The following is a 17,970-nucleotide window of genomic DNA, read 5'->3' on the forward strand; positions in this document are numbered from 1 at the left end:
CCTCGATACGTTGCCGTATACACACTTTCCAGGCGTGCTCCTTCAGCCACTCGGACACCTCACCAAATTTTGGTCTGCTGTTTAACGTGCTCAGCCAGCACGGTGTTCGCTGCGCTGTTGCGCTGGAACGGGGCGTAATGTACGGGATACGACGGCATGCGGTCAATGCAATTTTTCACTTTTTGCGTTCGTTTGCTCATTATCCGAACCAAGTGACTAAAAACATGCCGTTTCGTATCCCTTTCCATCAATTTCCAGTCGCTTCGTGCAAGTGCTCGCCTTTGAGCGCCTCTTCCAGCGAGCCGTAAAACTCCAGCTGACCGGGCACCGGACGCACCTTGGCGCGCGCCAGGGTCTTGAGCGGCTGGAACTGCAACTCGGCCACCCTCAGTTGCACCCCCGCCTTGGCCATCTGCTTTTCAAACTGCAGGAAGGCGGAGAGCCCGCCCGCGTCCAGGATGGAGACCGCCTCCATCTGCAGTACCAGCAGTTTGTGGCCTTTGACCTGGGCTACCAGCTCGCCGAACACCCGCTCGGCAGCCGCAAAGAACAGCGGACCGTTGATCTTGTAGAGCAGCGCCTGCTCCGGCACCTCATGGGCATAGCGCTTGTGATCCGCCAGATCGTGCAGCTTGGTCATCTTGGCAATTTCGCGCATGAACAGCAGGGAGGCGAGGATCACCCCGAAGGTGATGGCGATGACCATGTCGAAGATGACGGTCAGCGACAGACAGACCAGCAGCACTAGCACGTCGGATTTGGGGGCACGGCGGATCAGCTCCACCACCTTGTGCGCCTCGCTCATGTTCCAGGCGACGATGAGCAGCAGGGCCGCCATGGCCGAGAGCGGCAGCCAGGAGAGCCAGGGCGCCAGCACCAGAATGGCCGCCAGCACCACCAGCGCATGCACGATGCCGGAGATGGGAGAGGTAGCCCCGGCCCGCACGTTGGCGGCGGAGCGGGCAATGGCAGCGGTGGCGGTGATGCCGCCGAAGAAGGGGGCGACTATGTTGCCAAGCCCCTGCCCCACCAGCTCAGCGTTGGAGCTGTGCTTGCGACCTGTCATGCCGTCCAGCACCACGGCGCAGAGCAAGGATTCGATGGCTCCCAACATCGCCATGGAGAAGGCCGCGGGCAACAGGCGCTCGATGGCGGCCAGGTTCCACTCCACCGGCAAGCCATCCGGCCCCGGCAGAGCCCAGGGCATTACCAGGGTCGGCGCGATGGGCGGGATCCCCATGCCCTGACTGCCGTCGGCCAGGGTATAGCTGAACTTGCTGCCGATGGTGGCGACGTCCACCCCGAACTGATGCAGGCCAAAGCCAAGGCCCACCCCCACCAGCACGGCGGGCAGGTGACCGGGCACCGGCAGCCGCAGGCGCGGCCAGAGCAGCAGCACCGCCAGGGTCGCAATGCCGACCAGCGTATCCCCCCACTGCCAACTGGGCAGGGCATGGACCAGCGCCTCGACCTTGCCGATGTAGGTTTCCGGCATTTCAGGCACGTGCAGGCCAAAGAAGTCCTTGATCTGCAGGGTTGCAATCACGATGGCGATACCACCGGTGAAGCCCAGGGTCACCGAAGGCGGAATGTACTCGATGAGGCGTCCGAGCCGGGCCACCCCCATGGCCACCAGAAAGAAGCCCGAGATCAGGGTCGCCATCAACAGGCCGCCCACACCGAACTGCTGGGCCACCGGATAGAGGATCACCACGAAGGCGGCGGTCGGCCCCGAAATGGAGAAGCGGGAGCCGCCGGTCACGGCGATGACGATGCCGGCAATGATGGCGGTATAGAGACCGTGCTGCGGCGGCACACCGCTGGCAATGGCCAGCGCCATGGCCAACGGAATGGCAATGATGCCGACCGTGATGCCGGCGATCAGGTCGCGGCCGAAGCGGGGAACACTGTAGGGTTCGTCAATACAGGATTGGCGTAAAGCAATGGCCAGCTTCACGCTTTGCAAAGGTGCTTGGTTGTGCATGTATTCGTAATACCAGAAGAGGGAGATAAAGGCCGGATTGAACCGGCGCCCGATCATCATCAAGGGCCGGCAGAGCTGTCGACACGGCGATGGTATCCTGGCCAACCATACCCCAGCCGATGAAATATTTCGATGGGCGGGATCAATGAATGGCCGTTACCACGCAGAATTACCGTTTATTGTCAGCATATCGACCACTTTTCTCACCATTACGCAGCACACTCACTTCGCCTGCTAACCAATTTCTCCCGCCCTTATGCGTGCCCCTGCCCCTCCTTTTATATCTGTCATTGCTCGGCCATAAGACAGCTGCTTATCCCTGACCATGCCATCCCGAGCATCGGCATATCCTCATCCATCCCCTCCTTATGCCACTGAGCCGTCTCACTGCGCCCGAGAAGCCAACGCCAAGCTGCTGATTGTGCTGAAAATAGTCCGCAGCGGCCAAGTTTTGGGCAAACGGGCCGAAATCCCCTTTTTGCAGCGGATCGCGGGTTGACACCCGGCGGATGGGCCATTAATATCCGCACCGTCTCGACGAGACAGGCAATTCCTCCTTAGTTCAGTCGGTAGAACGGCGGACTGTTAATCCGTATGTCACTGGTTCAAGTCCAGTAGGAGGAGCCAATTCCCTCGTAGTTCAGTCGGTAGAACGGCGGACTGTTAATCCGTATGTCACAGGTTCAAGTCCTGTCGAGGGAGCCACATTCGAAAGCCCAGCCTTATGGCTGGGCTTTTTTCGTTTCCGCTTGCTCTGCCGCCATCAGCCCTCTGTGCGCAAACAGGGATGCCCTCGATGGCGGATCCGCGCCATAATCAGCGCAACCTCACCCTCTTCAGGAGTTTTCATGCGCCGTTTCAACTTCATGCTCAATGGCAGCCGGTTGATGATGTTCCCCTTCTATGTCTGCATTCTGGTCTGCGTGGCCCTGCTGATGGTGAAATTCGCCATGCTGCTTTATGCCCTGTGCATCGACATCGTGGGCATTCACTACATGGATCTCATCACCGGCGTGCTCACCCTGGTGGACTTCGTGCTGGTGGCCCAGATGCTGATACTGGTCTCCATCTGCGGCTATGTGCAGTTCATCCAGACCCAGGAGCAGCGCGAGGCGCTCGGCAACAACTGGCTCAGCAAGATCAACTTCGCCTCCCTCAAGCTCATCGTCATCAACTCCCTGGTCACCATTGCCGGGATTGAAGTGCTCAAGGCCTTCCTGGATGACGGGGTCGGCAACGAGGTGGAGATGAAGTGGTCGGTGATCGTGTTTCTCGCCTTCTCCACCGCGGCACTCATCTACGCGGTGACCGAGCGGCTGGCGGACCACAAATAGCGCCGGTTTTCATTCAGCCTTTGTTCATCAAGAGCAGAATTGATAACTCTTTTCATTACCTTTCCTGCATTGTAAACTTGCTCCCCCGGGCTGCACTGCCCGGGCGTTGGAGCACCTATGACAAGCCTTTCCCTCTCACCACGACACTGCTGGCAGTGGCTGGCCTATCACCATCAGGCCGCCGAGGGCTCCCTCTATCTGATGTTCTTCTCCGGCCTGCTGCTGTGGGAACCGCTGACCCCGCTCTGGTCGCTGGCACGCTGGAACCTGTTCCTGCACGTCGCCCTCTCGCTCACCCTGTTCCCCCTGCTGTTCGGCGCCTTCTGGCTCTCCCATCGCAGCCTGCTGCGCAAAAGCCGCAAGCCTTTCTTGCGCACCACCGGCCGCATCATCGAAGCCTTGCTGTTGATTTGTCTGGCCAGCGGGCTGCTGCTGGTACTGCACGGCACCCCGGGCGATGGCCTGGGTAACCTTGCCAGCTGGGCCCACTGGCTGAGCGCGCTCGCGTTGACTCCTCTGGTGCTGCGCCATGCCTGGCGCTGGACCATCTTGAAATGGCGCACCTGATCTTATGTTGAAGTTGTTGTTATCCCTGATGTTGGCCACCCTGCTGCTGGGGACCGCCTCGGCCCAGGAGATGGGCGCCGCCATGATTGCCTATGACGAGGGGAACGCTCCGCGCCTGGTCACCGCCAACCAGAGTGCCGGCTCCGTCACCCTGCTCGAGCGGGACACTGGCAAGCGGCTCAACGAGGTGCAGTTGGGGGGCGATCTGCGCCAGCTGGCCCGCGCAGATGACGGCACCCTGTTGGTGAGCGATTATCGCGGCGATCGCCTGCTGCTGCTGGATGATGATCTCACCCTGGACAAGGCGATCCCCACCGGCCATCGCCCCTACGGGGTCATCTTCGATCCTAAGCGGCAGTGGTTCTGGGTCACGCTGTTCGAATCAGCTCGCCTGCAGGCCTATGACACGGCGGGCAAGCTGCAGCTGGATGTGCCCACGGCCGAGACCCCGCGTGGGCTGGCCTTGACCGACGACGATCGCCTGCTGCTCACCCACGCCATGACCGGCCAGCTTGCCATCTATGATCTCGCCAAGCTTGAGAAGGACGCGAAGAGTTCTGCCCTGCCCAAGCCCAAGCTCATCACCCTGGCCGAGACCCACAGCGACACCCCAAGCGACTCGCAGGGCCTGCCGCGCCTGCTGGACGGCATCACCCTCTCCCCCGATGGCAGCGAAGCCTGGCTGCCCCATGTGCTGTGGAGCTTCGACCACCCCTTCCAGTTTCAAAGCACCGTCTTCCCGGCCGTCTCCATCATCGATCTCGATGAGGAGAAAGAGCGGGTGGACGAGCGCAAGCAGCTCTTCTTGCAGATCAACCTGCCCAGCGTCGGCAACCGCAGCCAGATCGTCTCCAACCCGTTTGCGGCACGCTTCGCCGCCGATGGCAAACGGGTCTATCTGACCCTGGCGGGCTCGGAGGATCTGCTGGTTTTCGACCTGTCACGCAGCGGCAAGCAGAACAGCAACCGCCACCGCCGCAAGAAGTTCCAAGGCGGCGCCAAGGCGACCCAGCTCTTACGTCACCTACCGGGCCAGAATCCACGGGACTTGTTTGTAGACGGCGACCACATCCTGGTGCACAACGTCATGGGGCAGGATCTCACCCGCCTCAATACCGGCGGCAGCGGCCCGTTTGCCCGGGTCACCGTGGATCTGCCCCACTTCGCCAAGCTGGTGGAGACGGATCCGCGCCCCGAAGCGATCAAACGCGGCGAACAGTTGTTCAACCTCGGCAACACTGCCGCCAACAGCCGCTTCCCCATGGCGGGGGACAACTGGATGAGCTGCAACTCCTGCCATCTGGACGGGTTCAACTTCACCAACCGCTATCTGATGGCGGCCCACCGCCAGCAGAGCGGCGACAACGCCATCAACGGCCACGCCAACCTCGCTAACATGGTGGCGGGGGACTTTATCGGCGAATACCTGCGCATGACCCAACAGACCCAGGGCGGCATGGGCCATGACACCCGCGATGGCGCCGAGCCGGTCGACCCCGCCAAGCCACAACCGGAAGTGAAAGCGATGATGGAGGAGTTGCACGCCTTCGTCACCGCCGATGGCAACCTCCCCTATCTTGCCAACTGGCTTCGGCTCGATGCCCCGCGCACGGATCCCGCCAAGGCGCCGACCACTCATCCCAAGGAGTGGCTCAACTCCGCCTCCTGCCAGAACTGCCACCAACAGGCGTTCCAGGATTGGAGCGAGAGCAACCACCGGCTGATGGGCAACTCCCACCCCTACTACAAGGTGGTGCAGGCGCTGGCTCGCGAAACCGAGGGCGAAGCCTTCGGTCAGTGGTGCCAGGGCTGCCACATGCCCCAGCAGGTGATGAACGGCCAGCAGGATCTGCCCAAGGGCTCCCACATGTTCGAGCAGGGCGGCGCCTCGCTCATTGCCGCCCACAAAGCAGGCGAGCCCGTGGTGGAAGAAGGCACCGGCTGTGTGCTCTGCCATCGCATCACCAAGGTAGAAGATGCGGGCGGCAACAGCGCCTTTACCGTGAATCTGAAAGACCGCGAGAGCTATGTGTTCGAGGATGCCGCCGGTGGCAGCCTCCAGCACTGGCTGGCGGAGCGGCAGATCAACGCCCGCCCCGCCATGCACAAGGCCTCCTACCAGAAGGATTTCTACCGCGACGCGGCCCTGTGCAAGTCGTGCCACAACGAGTTTGCCCCCGGCACCGGCGCCAACATCGTCAACACCTGGGACGAGTGGGAGAACTCCAGCTTCGCCAAAGCGGACGATCCCGCCAAGCGGCGCACCTGCATCGACTGCCACATGAACCCGGAGCCGGGCAACGGCGGCGCGCCGGTGTCCGGCCAGTCCACCGAAAACGGCACCGTGAAAGAGCGGCTCTATCGCCACAACTTTACCGGCGCCCAGCACCAGCTGGTGGGGCTGAGAAGTACAACCCTCGAGCAGGAGAGCCTAGCGCTGCTGCGCTCAAGCGCCACCCTCTCGGCCCGCATTGAAAACCAGAGTGGCCAGCCCGAGCTAATAGTGCGGGTCGCCAATACCGGCGCCGGCCACGCCCTGCCCACCGGGGTCGCCGATTTTCGTGAACTCTGGCTGGAGCTGACCGTCACCGACGCTAACGGCAAGCGGGTGCTTGCCAGCGGCCAGCCGGTGGATGGCGCCGTGCCCGACAATGCACGCCTGTTCAGAAAAGTGTTCGGCAATGCCGAGGGCAAGCCGGTGGGGCTCAAGTTCTGGCGCTACGCCAAGCTCTTGGAAGACACCCGCATTCCGGCCGATGGCTGGCGCGATGAAGCCTGGCCGCTGCCAGCGGATGCCAAGGGCCCCTTCAAGGCCGATATCAGACTCAATTTCCGCACCTACCCCAAGTGGGTCAATGATGCGGTGCGCGCCGCCGAGCCGAGCTTGCCGGAGCCACCCATAGTGCTACTCAATCGGCTGCAACTCACCCTGCAGCCCCTCCCAGTCACGCCCGCTACGGAGCCTCAAACCTGATGTTTGCAAGTTTTCTCATTACCCTGCGCGAGGGGCTGGAAGCCTTCCTGCTGGTCGGCATCTGCCTCTCCTACCTCGCCAAGCTGGGGGCGAGCCGCTACAACAAGTTCGTCTATCTGGGGGTGGGGCTGGGTCTGCTTGCCTCCCTCGTCGTCGCCTTCCTGTTCCAGGTGGTGGTGAGCCAGTTCGAGAGCGAGCGCTACAACCATTTGCTGATGGCGGGGATCCTGATTTTCGCCACCCTGGTGCTCACCTACATGGCGGTCTGGATGCAGAAGCAGGCCAAATCCCAGGTGGGGGCCATGACGGCGCGCATCGATGCCGCCATCGACGGCGGCAACCTGTTTGGTCTGGTGCTGCTCGCCTTCCTGGCGGTGATGCGCGAAGGCTTTGAAACCGTGCTGTTCTTCTCGGCCCTGATCTACTCCGGACAAGGGGTGGATCTGCACGAGGGGCTGATGGGGGCGCTGGGCGGCCTGCTGCTGTCGGTGGTGCTGGTGTGGGGGCTGCTGCGCTCCACCCGCAAGGTAGCGCTGGCCCCCTTCTTCCGCTGGACCGGCCTGCTCATCATCATCATCGCCGCCGGACTGCTGTCGTCCGCCGTCAACATGCTGCAGGCGGCCGGGCTCATCACCTTCTGGACGACGCCGGTCTTCAACATCAGTCACATTCTCGACGATCAGGGGGTATTTGGTACCTTCCTGCGTGCCCTGTTTGGCTACAATGCCTCACCAGCCGGCTTGCAGTTGCTGACCTGGGCCAGCTACCTGGTGATCTTCGTCACCGTCTGGCATCGCAACTATCGTCCCCAGCGCTGATCGCCCAGCGCGGCGCAGCAGCGGATGACAAGGCGGCTCAGCGGGGCCGCCTTTTCAACGTCTTCTCTTTTGGTCAGCTTTTCGGATAAAGAGTCATGAGCGACAACAACACACAACACATTGCGGTACTGGGTGCCGGCCCTGCCGGTCTGATGGCCGCCTGGCGCCTGCGCCAGGCCGGTTTTGCAGTCACCCTGTTCGAGCAGGAGTCAGTGGTGGGCGGCATGTGCGCCACCCAGACCTTCAAGGGGCGCGACGGCGAGTATCGCTTCGACTACGGCGGCCACCGCTTCATCACCAAGAACCCCGAGCTGCTCGCCTTTATCGACGAGCTGATGGGCGACGATCTGCTCCACGCCGAGCGCAAGAGCGTCATCCGCTTCGGCGGGCGCACCTATGACTACCCCTTGAACCTGCCCAACCTGCTCAAGACGGTGCCGCTCGCCCTGATGGCCGGGGCGGTGAAAGACTTGCTGCTGTTGCCTTTTGCCAAGAAGCCCACCGATTTTGCCAAGGCGAGCTTTGCCGAGTGGATCCAGAGTCACTTCGGCCGCACCCTCTATCGCCAGTTCTTCGAGGGCTATACCGGCAAGCTGTGGGGCATCAACCCGGACCAGCTCTCCGCCGACTGGGCCGGTCAGCGCATCAGCCTGATCGATCTCAAAGACGTGGCGCGCCGCCTGCTGCCAAGACGTAACGGCAGCATCTCGGTGCGTACCTATGCCCGCAAATACCGCTACCCCAAGTACGGCTTCGGCCAGATCTTCACCACCCTGGGGGAGCGGCTGGTTGCCAAAGGGGTTGAGCTCAAAACCGGCGCTACCATCACCCGCCTCGAGCAGGCTGATGGCCTCATCGAACGGGTCTATTGGTCACAAGATGACGTGGAGCAGAGCGAGCGCTTTGATCAGGTGATCTCTACCCTGCCGCTGCCGCTCACCTGCCAGCATCTGGGCTTGCCGTGCGATCTGCACTACCGATCCCTGCGTTTCGTCAATATGCCGCTCAAACAGGAGAATTTGTCGGACAACACCTGGCAGTACCTCTCCGACCCCCATATTCTGGCCACCCGCTTGCAGGAGCCGCGCCGCCGCAGCCCCTTTATGGCGCCCCAGGGCCAGACCTCGGTGATGCTGGAGATCCCCTGCAACCCGGGAGATGCCACCTGGCAGGCGCCGCTCGCTGATCTGCGCGGCCGGGTCACCGCCGATCTCGCGAGCCTCGGCGTCGATACAGCCAAGCTTGGCGATGAGACCTTCGAGGCGCGCAGCGAATACGCCTATCCGCTGATGGATCTGGGCTATCAGGCCCGTCGCAACGAAGCCATCAAGGCGCTGATGCCGATAGGCAACCTCATCATGACCGGCCGTCAGGGGACATTCCGCTACATCTTCACCGACACCGCCATGGAGATGGGGATGATGGCCGCCGACATGGTGATTGACGGGGTGGACAGACGCCACGCCATCTTCAATCATCGCAACGAAAACACCGTGATTGAAACCCAGAGCGTGGCCTGATGACCCCTGAATGTGGTGAACGAGAGAGGTGGGCAGACGCCGCAACACCTTCAACCATCGCAACGAAAACACCGTGATTGAGACCCAGAGCGTGGCCTGATGGCCGCGCCATGGGCATAACCTCTTGGCATAAATAAGGAGAACAGGATGACCATCCGTCCGGGTTTACTCGCCCTCACCCTGCTGCTGGCCCTCAGCGGGCAGGCGCAGGCTTACTCCTACGCCGCCGCCGGCAAGGAGCCGCTGATCGATGCGCGCGAGGCACTGCTGGGCGCCGCCACTGACGGCAAAGATGCCAGCGCCACCTTGAGCGAGATCGCCGAGGAGCTGACCTATCTGGAACAGCACCACAAGGTCGAGCTGCAAGCACCGCTCGCGGCCGCCATCAAGGCCAAAGACGCCGCAGCCACCGCAGCCCTGCTCAACCGGGCCTACAAGGCGGAGATCGAGCGCCGTCTCGAGGGGGCCAGCCAGAACCTTGGCGACTACCAGACCGCCAAGGTGCTGGTGGTCAAGAGCAAGCGCTTTCTCGACTTGATCCTCCCCTCCCTGAGCGAGGTGGATCGCAAGGCGGCTGAGCAGGCGCTGGCCAAGGTGCTGGATGCCATCGGCAACCCTGGGGTGTTCGGGGTGGGCGCCAAACCCGCCGATGCGGCCGCCTTCGCCGAGGCCGAGAAAGCGCTGATGGCCGTGCTGGAACCGCTTTGATGACCTCTCATCGATGACGACGGCCCCCCTAATCCCCAGCCCTTCTCCCGCACGGGAAGAAGGGGGGCGTCGCCACGCTCGATTACGCTTCGCCAATCGACCCTACTTGCTTGCCCTGCTGCAACTGGTCTGGCTTGGCTGGTTGCTGGCCTTCCCGGTGGCGCTCGATTCCGACGATGCCCTCAATTTCGCCCACGGGGTGGTGCGCTTCAGCGTGCTGGAGTTCTCCCCCCACTTTCCGGGCTACCCCGCCTTTATCTGGCTGGCGCGGCTGATCAATCTGCTGGTGGACGACCCCGCCCGGGCGGTGCAGTGGGCCAGCCTCTTGGGTAGCAGTTTGCTGGCGCCGCTCGCCGCCTCCCTCGCGGTCAGATTGTGGCAACGGCCAAGCCTGCTGGCGCCGGTCTGGTTGCTGATATTGGCCCTGCCGCTCACCCCGACACTCGCTCTTTCCGGCCTCTCGGACGGGCCGGCGCTGGCCGCCTGGCTGGGCGCGCTCCTGGCTTTGCAACAGCGCAAGATAGCGCTGGCGGGTCTGCTGCTGGGCCTCATGCTGGCACTGCGTCCCTCCTACTTCGTGCTGGCCCTGTTGCCCCTTTGGCTGGGGATGGCGCAGCAGGGAACGCGCGTCAGGTTTGTGCTCCCCATCGCGCTGGTGGGGCTTATCAGCCTGCTGTTTGTCTGGCAGGCCGACGGCTGGGCCTATTTCAGCGAGGGGCGGCGCTTTACCGGCGGTCACTTTACCCTGTGGGGCAATACGGCGGCGGCCCACGGCGATCGGCTGTTGAGCTGGGCCCGTACCTTCAACGAGCAGCTGACCCCGCTCTGGCCCCTGTTGATGGGAGCCTTGCTGGTACTGCCACTCTGGCAACGCTCAAAGGATCGCAATCCAGCCCCCTCCGTGCTCTGGCCCCTCTACTGGCTCGTCCTGCTGCTGTGGACCCTGGTTGGCCAGAACCCGGACAATCCCCGCCATCTGGCCCCCATCACCCTGCTCGGTATTGTGCTGCTGGCAGGCTGGCTGCCGCGCCGGGGCGAGCTGCCAGCCATGCTGGGATCCCTCTTGCTGCTGCTCTGCACCCTCACCCCACCGGAGGCGCCAGCCATGACCCGGGCCGCCAGGCTGGCCGAGCAGGCGTGCCCGGCGCTGGTAACCCAGTGGGGGGTGAGGCTGCTGCGCGAAACCACGGCCCTGCCCGTCACCGATGGCTGGTATCAGGGGGATGCCCGTCTTGCATTGGCGCAAGGGGCCTGCCGGCTCAGTCGGCGTCCTCTCGGCCCGGAGGATCTGCCCGCCGGCGGCCAACGGGTCTGGTTTGCCCCCCGCTTTCACGCCGAGCCCGGCCTGTGGCTCGGCATACAGGATCACCCCCGTCACCAAAACTGGTAGACTGGATGTTTGTCACTCCCTGACTTCGCACTCATCAAGACTGGATAGCCTATGCCCCACGCCCCCCTCTCCCCCCGTTTCCTGTTCATCCTGCTCGGCGCGCTGGCGGGCCTGACCCCGCTCGCGGTCGACATGTACCTGCCCGCCATTCCGGCCATCGCCCGGGATCTGGCCACCAGCATCGACGGCGCCCAGCTCACCATCAGCGCCTTTCTGGGTGGCTTCGCCATCGGCCAGCTCTTTTACGGCCCGCTCGCCGACAGCTATGGCCGCAAGCCGGTGATCCTGGCGGGGCTGGTGATGTTTGCCATCGCCTCGGTGGGCTGCGCCATGGCGGACTCTCTGCCCGAGCTGCTGGCGTATCGGATGTTGCAGGCAGCTGGCGGGGCAGCCGGCTCGGTGGTGGTCAATGCGCTGCTGCGCGACCTGTTCGAGAAGGAGGCCTTCTCCCGCGCCATGTCGTTCGTCATTCTGGTGATGACGCTCGCCCCTCTTGTCGCGCCGGTGGTGGGCGGCTACATCAGCGCCCACAGCGACTGGCGGGTGATCTTCTGGCTGCTGGTGGGAATAAGCCTGCTCATCTGCCTGATGATGCAGTGGAAAATTCAGGAGACCCTGAAGCCCGAGCACAAACAGCCCCTCAACCTCGGCCAGATCCTGAAAAACTACTGGGGCGTGCTCTCCCATCGCGGCGCCATGGGCTACGTGCTGTGCGGCTCGCTCTCAAGCTCGGGTATGTTCGCCTTCCTGAGCGCCTCCCCCTACGTCTACATCGAGTACTTCAAGGTGCCGACAGAGCACTACGGCTGGCTGTTTGGCCTCAACATCCTGCTGATGATGGTGGTTACCTTCGTCAACAGCCGGCTGGTGAAGGGGGTGGGCGCCGAGCGGATGCTGCAATACGGCCTGCTGGTGCTGCCCTGTGCCGGCGCCCTGCTCATCTACAACGCCTGGAGCCAGACCGGCGGCCTGTGGGGCATCGTCATTCCGGTGGTGTTGTTCGTCGGTCACATCAGCCTGGTGGGGGCCAACGCCATGACCGGCCTGATGGGCCACTTCCCGCAATCGGCAGGCACCGCCTCGGCGCTGGCGGGCACCCTGCGCTTTGGCATCGGCGCCGTGGTGGGGATCCTGGTCAACCTCAATCCCCCCGAATCCCCGCTACCGATGGCCATCGCCATCGCCAGCTGCGGGTTCGGCTCCACCCTGAGCTACTGGCTGCTGACCGGCAAAAAATAAGTTCCGGCCCCGACAAGCAACAAGGCCGCCCACCTGCATCGCAGGGGGCGGCCTTGTGTTATCTGCACCTTGTCAACCCATCCTCTGCCGAGTGGCTAGAACTCAGCCTACTTCTTGCCGAACCCCGAGCGTTTGAGGGTGTAGCCGGCACTGTTTTGCCAGGCGTCCAGCCCACTGCGGTTGTTGCCCGCCACCAGGCTAGCGGCCAGGCTCGGGCTGTTGAACAGCTGATCCGCAGTAAAGACGAAGCCCCCTTCGCTGCGCGGGGCCAGGATCCCCTTGCCCAGCAGCTCCTGGCGCAGTTCGATCACCGCCTCGCGTAAGGAAGCCGCGTCCTCGCCGTTGGCGGTGGAGCCCGCCAGCACCATGAAGCCGGGGTTCTGCCGCTTGCCCACCGGATAACCGTGCGCCTCGGCCCCCTTGCCGTTGAAGTGGTAAAGCTCGCGCTCGCCCGGCTTGTTGTCGGAGAGCGCCTTTTGCAGGGTCATCAGCTCGTTGTAAATCTCGATGGGGACCACGGCAGCCTGCTTGTTGCCCTTGCTGTCGATGATAAAACTGACTTGCTTGTGTAACATCCTTGCGCATCCTGTGACCCATGGAGGCCCCTATTCTAACCACCACAGGCGAGCGGGATCCAGCCAGGATCCTCACCTCTTTTGCAGCCTTGATCACTAACTGGCACTCTCGCGCAAGGGCAAAGCCGCGTGATCATTAGGCAGGGGAGCAACGTACATGGCATGATGAAAGCCATTGGCCATCAACCGGTTATCCCATGCTGACCCTGCGCAATCTCGGCAAGAGCTTTAATAACGGCAGCGAACGGCTGCCGCTGTTTCACCACCTTGATCTGGCCCTGGCGGCCGGCGAGATCACCCTGCTGCTGGGGCAGAGCGGCTGTGGCAAGTCGACCCTGCTCAACCTCATCGCAGGCCTCCTCCCCCCGGATGAGGGGGAGATCTGGCTGGGGGAGACCCGCCTTGATAACCAGTCGCCTGACGAGCGGGCCCGCCTGCGCGGCCGCCATTTCGGCATCGTCTATCAGGACTTCAACCTGCTGCCGACCCTGACCGTGGCCGAGAACCTCGCCCTGCCCCTTGCCATCAACCAGCTTGCCCGCGATGAGACACGCATTGACGGCCTGCTGGAACGTCTCGATCTCGCTCACAAGCGCCACGCCTGGCCGGAGCAGCTCTCCGGCGGCCAGCGCCAGCGGGTGGCGCTGGCTCGCGCCCTCATTCACCAGCCCCAGTGGCTGCTCGCCGACGAGCCCACCGGCAGCCTCGATGAACACAACGCCGAGCAGGTGATGGCACTGATGATGACGGCGGTGCGCGGAACCGGCGCCGGCCTCTTGTTGGTGAGCCACAATCCCGCCTATGGCGCCCTGGCGGATCGGGTGCTGCGCCTTGAAGGGGGCCAGCTGGTCGAGCTCAAGGGGCGCCACCATGACTGACGCCCGCCACGGAGGGCAGTGATGTTGCCGCTGCCGCTCAAGGCGCTGCTGCGCCTCTATCGCGCCCACCCCTGGCTGCTGTTGATGAGCCTGGTCGGGCTCACCCTGGGGGTCTCCCTGGTGGTGGCCATCGAGCTCTTGAACCACAGCGCCCGCACCAACTTCGTCGCCGCCCGCAGCCAGCTGGCGGGGGAAGCGAACTACCGGCTGGCACCGGACGGCGGGCTGGACGAACAGCTCTATGTGACGCTGGTGCGCAGCCAGCCGAACCTCGACGCCATGCCCCAGCTGCACGGCTGGCTGCAAGATGAGCAGGGGCGCAGTTTTCAGCTGCTGGGGATGGATCTGTTCAACCCTGGCCCCTTGCGCCGGCTGTTTGGCGCCGCGCCAGACAAAGAGCCCACCTTCTCCCTCACCCGCGCCGACAGCGTCTGGCTGGCTGCCCCCGAGGCCAAGCGCCTTGGCTGGCAAACGGGCCAGAGCCGGCGCTTCGTGCTGGGGGGCGGTGAAGGGGCGCCGCCTCGCCCGCTGACCCTCACGTTGGCCGGCACCTTCGAGCCCGGCGCCGTGCCCATGGAGCGGCTGCTGGTGACCGACATCGGCCTCGCCCAGCCGCTGCTGGGCAAGGCGGGGCGGCTCGATCGCATCGTCTTCAAGCTCAGCGAGCATGAGGCCACTGCCTTGCAACGCGTCCTGCAGGCTGCGCAGGGAACCGGACTCGCCGCCAAGCCCTTGTGGCTTGAGCCCATCAGCCCGGCGCTCGATGCCAGCCAGCTCGGCGATGCGCTGGCGCTGAACCTCACGGCGCTCTCCCTGCTCGCCATGGCGGTAGGGCTCTTTCTGGTGTTCAACGCCCAGCGCTTCGTGCAGAGCGTGCGCCGCCCCCAACTGGCCCAGCTCATCATCCTCGGCATGCCGCCGCGCCGGCTGCTGCGCTGGCTGACCCTGGAGATCCTGATCCTCGCCAGCATCGGCACCCTGCTCGGGCTGTTGCTCGGCAGCCTGTTGGCCCTCGCCCTGATGGGGCAGCTCACCCAGGCGCTGGCCGATCTCTATGGCCCCAACCCCATCGATCTGCTGCGCCTCTCCCCCACCAGCCTTGGCAAGGCGCTGGTGATCGGTCTTCTGGGGATGCTCGCCGCCAACCTGCCCGGCTGGTGGCAACTGCTGCGCCAATCCCCTCTAGAGCTGCGAGAGGGCAACAGCCGCCCGCCGGCTCATCCCTGGCAACGTCGGGGGCTCGCCATCGCCATCTTGCTGCTCTGTGCGCTCTGTCTGTGGCGGCCAGAAACCGGGCTGGGCGGCGCCCTCTTCGTGGCCGGCGGCTGGCTGCTGGCCATGGCGCTCGCCCTGCCCGATGTGCTGCGCGCCGTGCTGGGCCGGCTGCGCCGACGCGAGCGCGGCTCCCTCAGCGCCCGGCTTGGGGTGGCCGAAACCCTCTATCACCTGGATCGCACCGCCATCGCGGTGATGGCGCTGCAACTGGCCATCGCGGCGGCCATCGGCATCGGGGTCATGGTGTCGAGCTTTCGCTCGAGCGTGGAGATCTGGCTCGGCCAGCGCCTGGCAGCCGATCTCTATGTCACCGCCCCCAAGGGGGTATCCGGCAACAAGGGCGCCCTGAGCGAGCAGACCCTCGACACCATCCTCGCCGCGCCGGACGTGCGCGCCGCCTCGCGCCGCTCGGTGCACCCGGCCCGCTGGCAGGGGCAGCCCATCGAGTGGGCGCAGATGGACTTTATCCCCGAGCTCAAAGCCGCCTATCCGCTGCTGACCGGACGCTGGCCCGCCACTCCCGACGAGGTGCTGGCCAGCGAACCGCTGACGGTGCGCCTCGGGGTCAAAGTGGGCCAGCGCCTCGAGGTGAGCGGCGAGCAGGGGCCGCGAATGCTCACCGTCACCGGCGTCTATCAGGATTACGGCAGCGACAAGGGGCAGATACTGCACGCCTTCGAAGGGGGCAAGGTGCAATCCCTGGCCCTCTTCAGCCCGCACGTTGATCGCCTCGCCGATCGCCTGCGGGCCCAGTTTGGCGAGCGGGTGAACCTGTTGCCCGCCCCCACCATCCACGTCGCCGCCCTCAGGGTGTTCGACCAGACCTTCGTGGTGACCGAGCTATTGAAGTTACTGATCCTGGGGATCGCCTTCGTCGGCATCGGCTCGGCCTTCATGGTGCTGGGGCTGGCCCGGCGCGGCGAGTTGCAGACCCTGCAAAGCCTTGGCCTGAGCCCACGCCACTGCCGCCGGTTGCTGGTGTGGCAAGGGGCGGGCCTCGGGCTGCTCACCGCGCTGTTGGCACTGCCGGTGGGCTATGGCCTTGCCTGGGTGCTGATTGAGGTGGTCAACCCCCGCGCCTTCGGCTGGCGGCTGGCCTTCGAGGCCGCCCCCCTGCACGCCGTCACGGCGCTCCTGCTCGCCCCCGTCTGTGGCGCGCTCGCCTCCTGGTACGCCGCAAGGAGAGTGGTATGAAAGCAATCATCTGGCCGCTGGCGCTGATCTGTACCCTGTATGGCACCGGGATCAGTGCCAACGATCTGGGTGCCATCCTTGGCGGCGGCAACGATCACTTCAAAAAGGCCCTGCCGGGTCAATCCATCCACCTGCCTGCGGATCACGGTGCCCACCCCGACTACCGATCCGAGTGGTGGTATCTCACCGGCAACCTGAAAGACGAGCAGGGACGCGGCTACGGCATGCAGTGGACCCTGTTTCGCCAAGGTATCGAGCAGGAGATCACCTCGGAGAACCCCTGGCTCACACCCCAGCTCTGGCTGGCCCAGTTCGCCATCACGGATGTGAGCAAAGGCAGCCACCAGCAGGACGAGCGCACCAGTCGCCAGGGGCCAGGACTCGCCGGCGCCAGTGGCGGTCAGTATTGGCTGAAAGAGTGGGTTCTGACCTCTCAAGGGGAATCGCTCTTTCCTGCCACCCTCAAGGTGCAGAGCAAGGCGGGGGATCTTGATTTGAAAGTAAGCGCCGCCAAGCCGGCGGTACTGCAGGGCAAACAGGGTTACAGCGAGAAGAGCCCGGGCAACGCCTCCTTCTACTACTCCTACCCGCGCCTGACCATCAGCGGCACCCTGACCCTGGATGGCGAGACCCGCAACGTCAGCGGTGAGGGCTGGTTCGATCACGAGTGGAGCAGCTCAGTATTGGCCCAGTGGCAATCGGGCTGGGACTGGTTTTCGCTGCAATTTGAAGATGGCCGCGAGCTGATGCTGTTTCGCCTGCGCACAAAGGCAGGACGCTCTGAGCCAGAAAACCGCTACGGCATCCTGATTGAACGAGACGGCAGCAGCCGGGTGCTGGATCCTGCGCAGATCCGCCTCACCCCCGGCAAAACCTGGCGCGGCCCCAAGGGGCAGCCCTACCCCATCGAGTGGCAGCTTAAGGCCGGGGATCTCAACCTCCGTATTCAGGCACGCCAGCCCGATCAGGCCATGACGGGGCGCTTTGACTACTGGGAGGGGGCGGTCTTAGTCTCGGGAGACGCAAAAGGCGTCGGCTATCTGGAGATGACCGGCTACTGAGCCGACGACTTTGCCGAAAACCTGCGCCCGACTAGGTCAGCAAAGCATCACCTTGGTTAACTATCTCCCAGCAGTTGGCCACAGCCTCCTTGCCGATTTATCACTCAATTTTCCCCCGCATCACCCCCTACCATATTGCCTGAGTCTGATCCTCGTCAAAAAATCATTCAAAATCCAAGCTCTAACTAACTTTTTTCTCACTTAATTTAATTTGCGTTTGATACCCTACTCACTCGGCACTCTCAGCCCCGAAAGGTAGCCAAGGAGCGTCTATGGTTTGCCCCTATTCAACTTGGTTAAAAACAGCGCTCGGGGAGCTGTAACCCCGTGCGGTAGCTATGTTGTTTATTGGAAAAATAATAAATTTAGGTCTGCTCTAGGGAAGGTGCGAATAAGCGGGGAAATTCTTCTCGGCTGACTCAGTCATTTCATTTCTTCATGTTTGAGCCGATT

Annotated in this window: 13 protein-coding genes and 2 tRNA genes; 13 read left to right on the top strand and 2 right to left on the bottom strand. The window is 63.6% G+C overall.

The window, feature by feature from the left end; translation table 11 throughout:
• Window positions 1–247: 247 nt before the first annotated feature.
• Entirely contained in the window at window positions 248–2,044 is a 1,797-nt protein-coding gene (dauA, locus tag OKB87_RS22870; protein ID WP_270828587.1) for a C4-dicarboxylic acid transporter DauA, read from the bottom strand.
• 491 nt (window positions 2,045–2,535) lie between these two features.
• Between dauA and OKB87_RS22875 the strand changes: the two genes are divergently transcribed.
• From OKB87_RS22875 to OKB87_RS22920, 10 genes are all read left to right on the top strand, one after another.
• A tRNA-Asn gene (locus tag OKB87_RS22875) sits at window positions 2,536–2,611 on the top strand.
• Between the two features lie 2 nt (window positions 2,612–2,613).
• Window positions 2,614–2,689: transfer RNA gene (locus OKB87_RS22880), tRNA-Asn, on the top strand.
• A 143-nt stretch (window positions 2,690–2,832) separates the two neighbouring features.
• A complete protein-coding gene (locus OKB87_RS22885) occupies window positions 2,833–3,318 on the top strand; it encodes a YqhA family protein (protein ID WP_011706364.1) in 486 nt (161 codons plus the stop codon).
• A 117-nt stretch (window positions 3,319–3,435) separates the two neighbouring features.
• The gene (locus OKB87_RS22890) at window positions 3,436–3,885 is read left to right on the top strand and encodes a hypothetical protein (protein ID WP_024944945.1); all 450 of its coding nucleotides are present in this window, start codon (window positions 3,436–3,438) and stop codon (window positions 3,883–3,885) included.
• A gap of 4 nt (window positions 3,886–3,889) precedes the next feature.
• Window positions 3,890–6,859, top strand: a complete 2,970-nt coding sequence (locus tag OKB87_RS22895; RefSeq protein WP_270828588.1) for a YncE family protein — start codon at window positions 3,890–3,892, stop codon at window positions 6,857–6,859.
• Window positions 6,859–7,677, top strand: a complete 819-nt coding sequence (locus tag OKB87_RS22900) for an FTR1 family iron permease (protein WP_118881051.1) — start codon at window positions 6,859–6,861, stop codon at window positions 7,675–7,677. Before OKB87_RS22895 ends, OKB87_RS22900 begins: the two co-directional genes overlap by 1 nt.
• A 95-nt stretch (window positions 7,678–7,772) precedes the next feature.
• Window positions 7,773–9,197 (top strand): FAD-dependent oxidoreductase, encoded by a 1,425-nt coding sequence (locus tag OKB87_RS22905; protein ID WP_270828589.1) that lies wholly within the window; start codon window positions 7,773–7,775, stop codon window positions 9,195–9,197.
• 147 nt (window positions 9,198–9,344) lie between these two features.
• The gene (locus OKB87_RS22910) at window positions 9,345–9,905 is read left to right on the top strand and encodes a hypothetical protein (protein WP_270828590.1); all 561 of its coding nucleotides are present in this window, start codon (window positions 9,345–9,347) and stop codon (window positions 9,903–9,905) included.
• Between the two features lie 106 nt (window positions 9,906–10,011).
• Window positions 10,012–11,295: a hypothetical protein gene (locus OKB87_RS22915; protein WP_270828594.1), complete on the top strand. Its 1,284-nt coding sequence runs from the start codon at window positions 10,012–10,014 to the stop codon at window positions 11,293–11,295.
• Between the two features lie 51 nt (window positions 11,296–11,346).
• On the top strand, window positions 11,347–12,534 hold the full coding sequence (locus OKB87_RS22920; protein WP_171282970.1) for a Bcr/CflA family multidrug efflux MFS transporter: 1,188 nt from the start codon (window positions 11,347–11,349) through the stop codon (window positions 12,532–12,534).
• Window positions 12,535–12,641: 107 nt separating this feature from the next.
• Here the strand turns inward: OKB87_RS22920 and OKB87_RS22925 are convergent, their stop codons facing one another.
• A complete protein-coding gene (locus OKB87_RS22925) occupies window positions 12,642–13,109 on the bottom strand; it encodes a DUF4357 domain-containing protein (RefSeq protein WP_016351033.1) in 468 nt (155 codons plus the stop codon).
• A gap of 197 nt (window positions 13,110–13,306) precedes the next feature.
• Here OKB87_RS22925 and OKB87_RS22930 point away from each other — a divergent pair, with 197 nt between their 5' ends.
• From OKB87_RS22930 to OKB87_RS22940, 3 genes are read left to right on the top strand one after another with little or no spacing between them, the layout of a single operon-like run.
• Window positions 13,307–13,987, top strand: coding sequence for an ABC transporter ATP-binding protein (locus tag OKB87_RS22930; protein ID WP_270828591.1), 681 nt, complete (start codon window positions 13,307–13,309; stop codon window positions 13,985–13,987).
• A gap of 21 nt (window positions 13,988–14,008) precedes the next feature.
• On the top strand, window positions 14,009–16,456 hold the full coding sequence (locus OKB87_RS22935; RefSeq protein ID WP_270828592.1) for an ABC transporter permease: 2,448 nt from the start codon (window positions 14,009–14,011) through the stop codon (window positions 16,454–16,456).
• Complete coding sequence (locus OKB87_RS22940; RefSeq protein ID WP_270828593.1) at window positions 16,453–17,517, top strand: lipocalin-like domain-containing protein; 1,065 nt, start codon at window positions 16,453–16,455, stop codon at window positions 17,515–17,517. Before OKB87_RS22935 ends, OKB87_RS22940 begins: the two co-directional genes overlap by 4 nt.
• The last annotated feature ends 453 nt before the right edge of the window (window positions 17,518–17,970 follow it).

The organism is Aeromonas sp. Y318-1, from assembly GCF_027706125.1.
In the GTDB taxonomy this organism is placed as follows: domain Bacteria; phylum Pseudomonadota; class Gammaproteobacteria; order Enterobacterales; family Aeromonadaceae; genus Aeromonas; species Aeromonas hydrophila.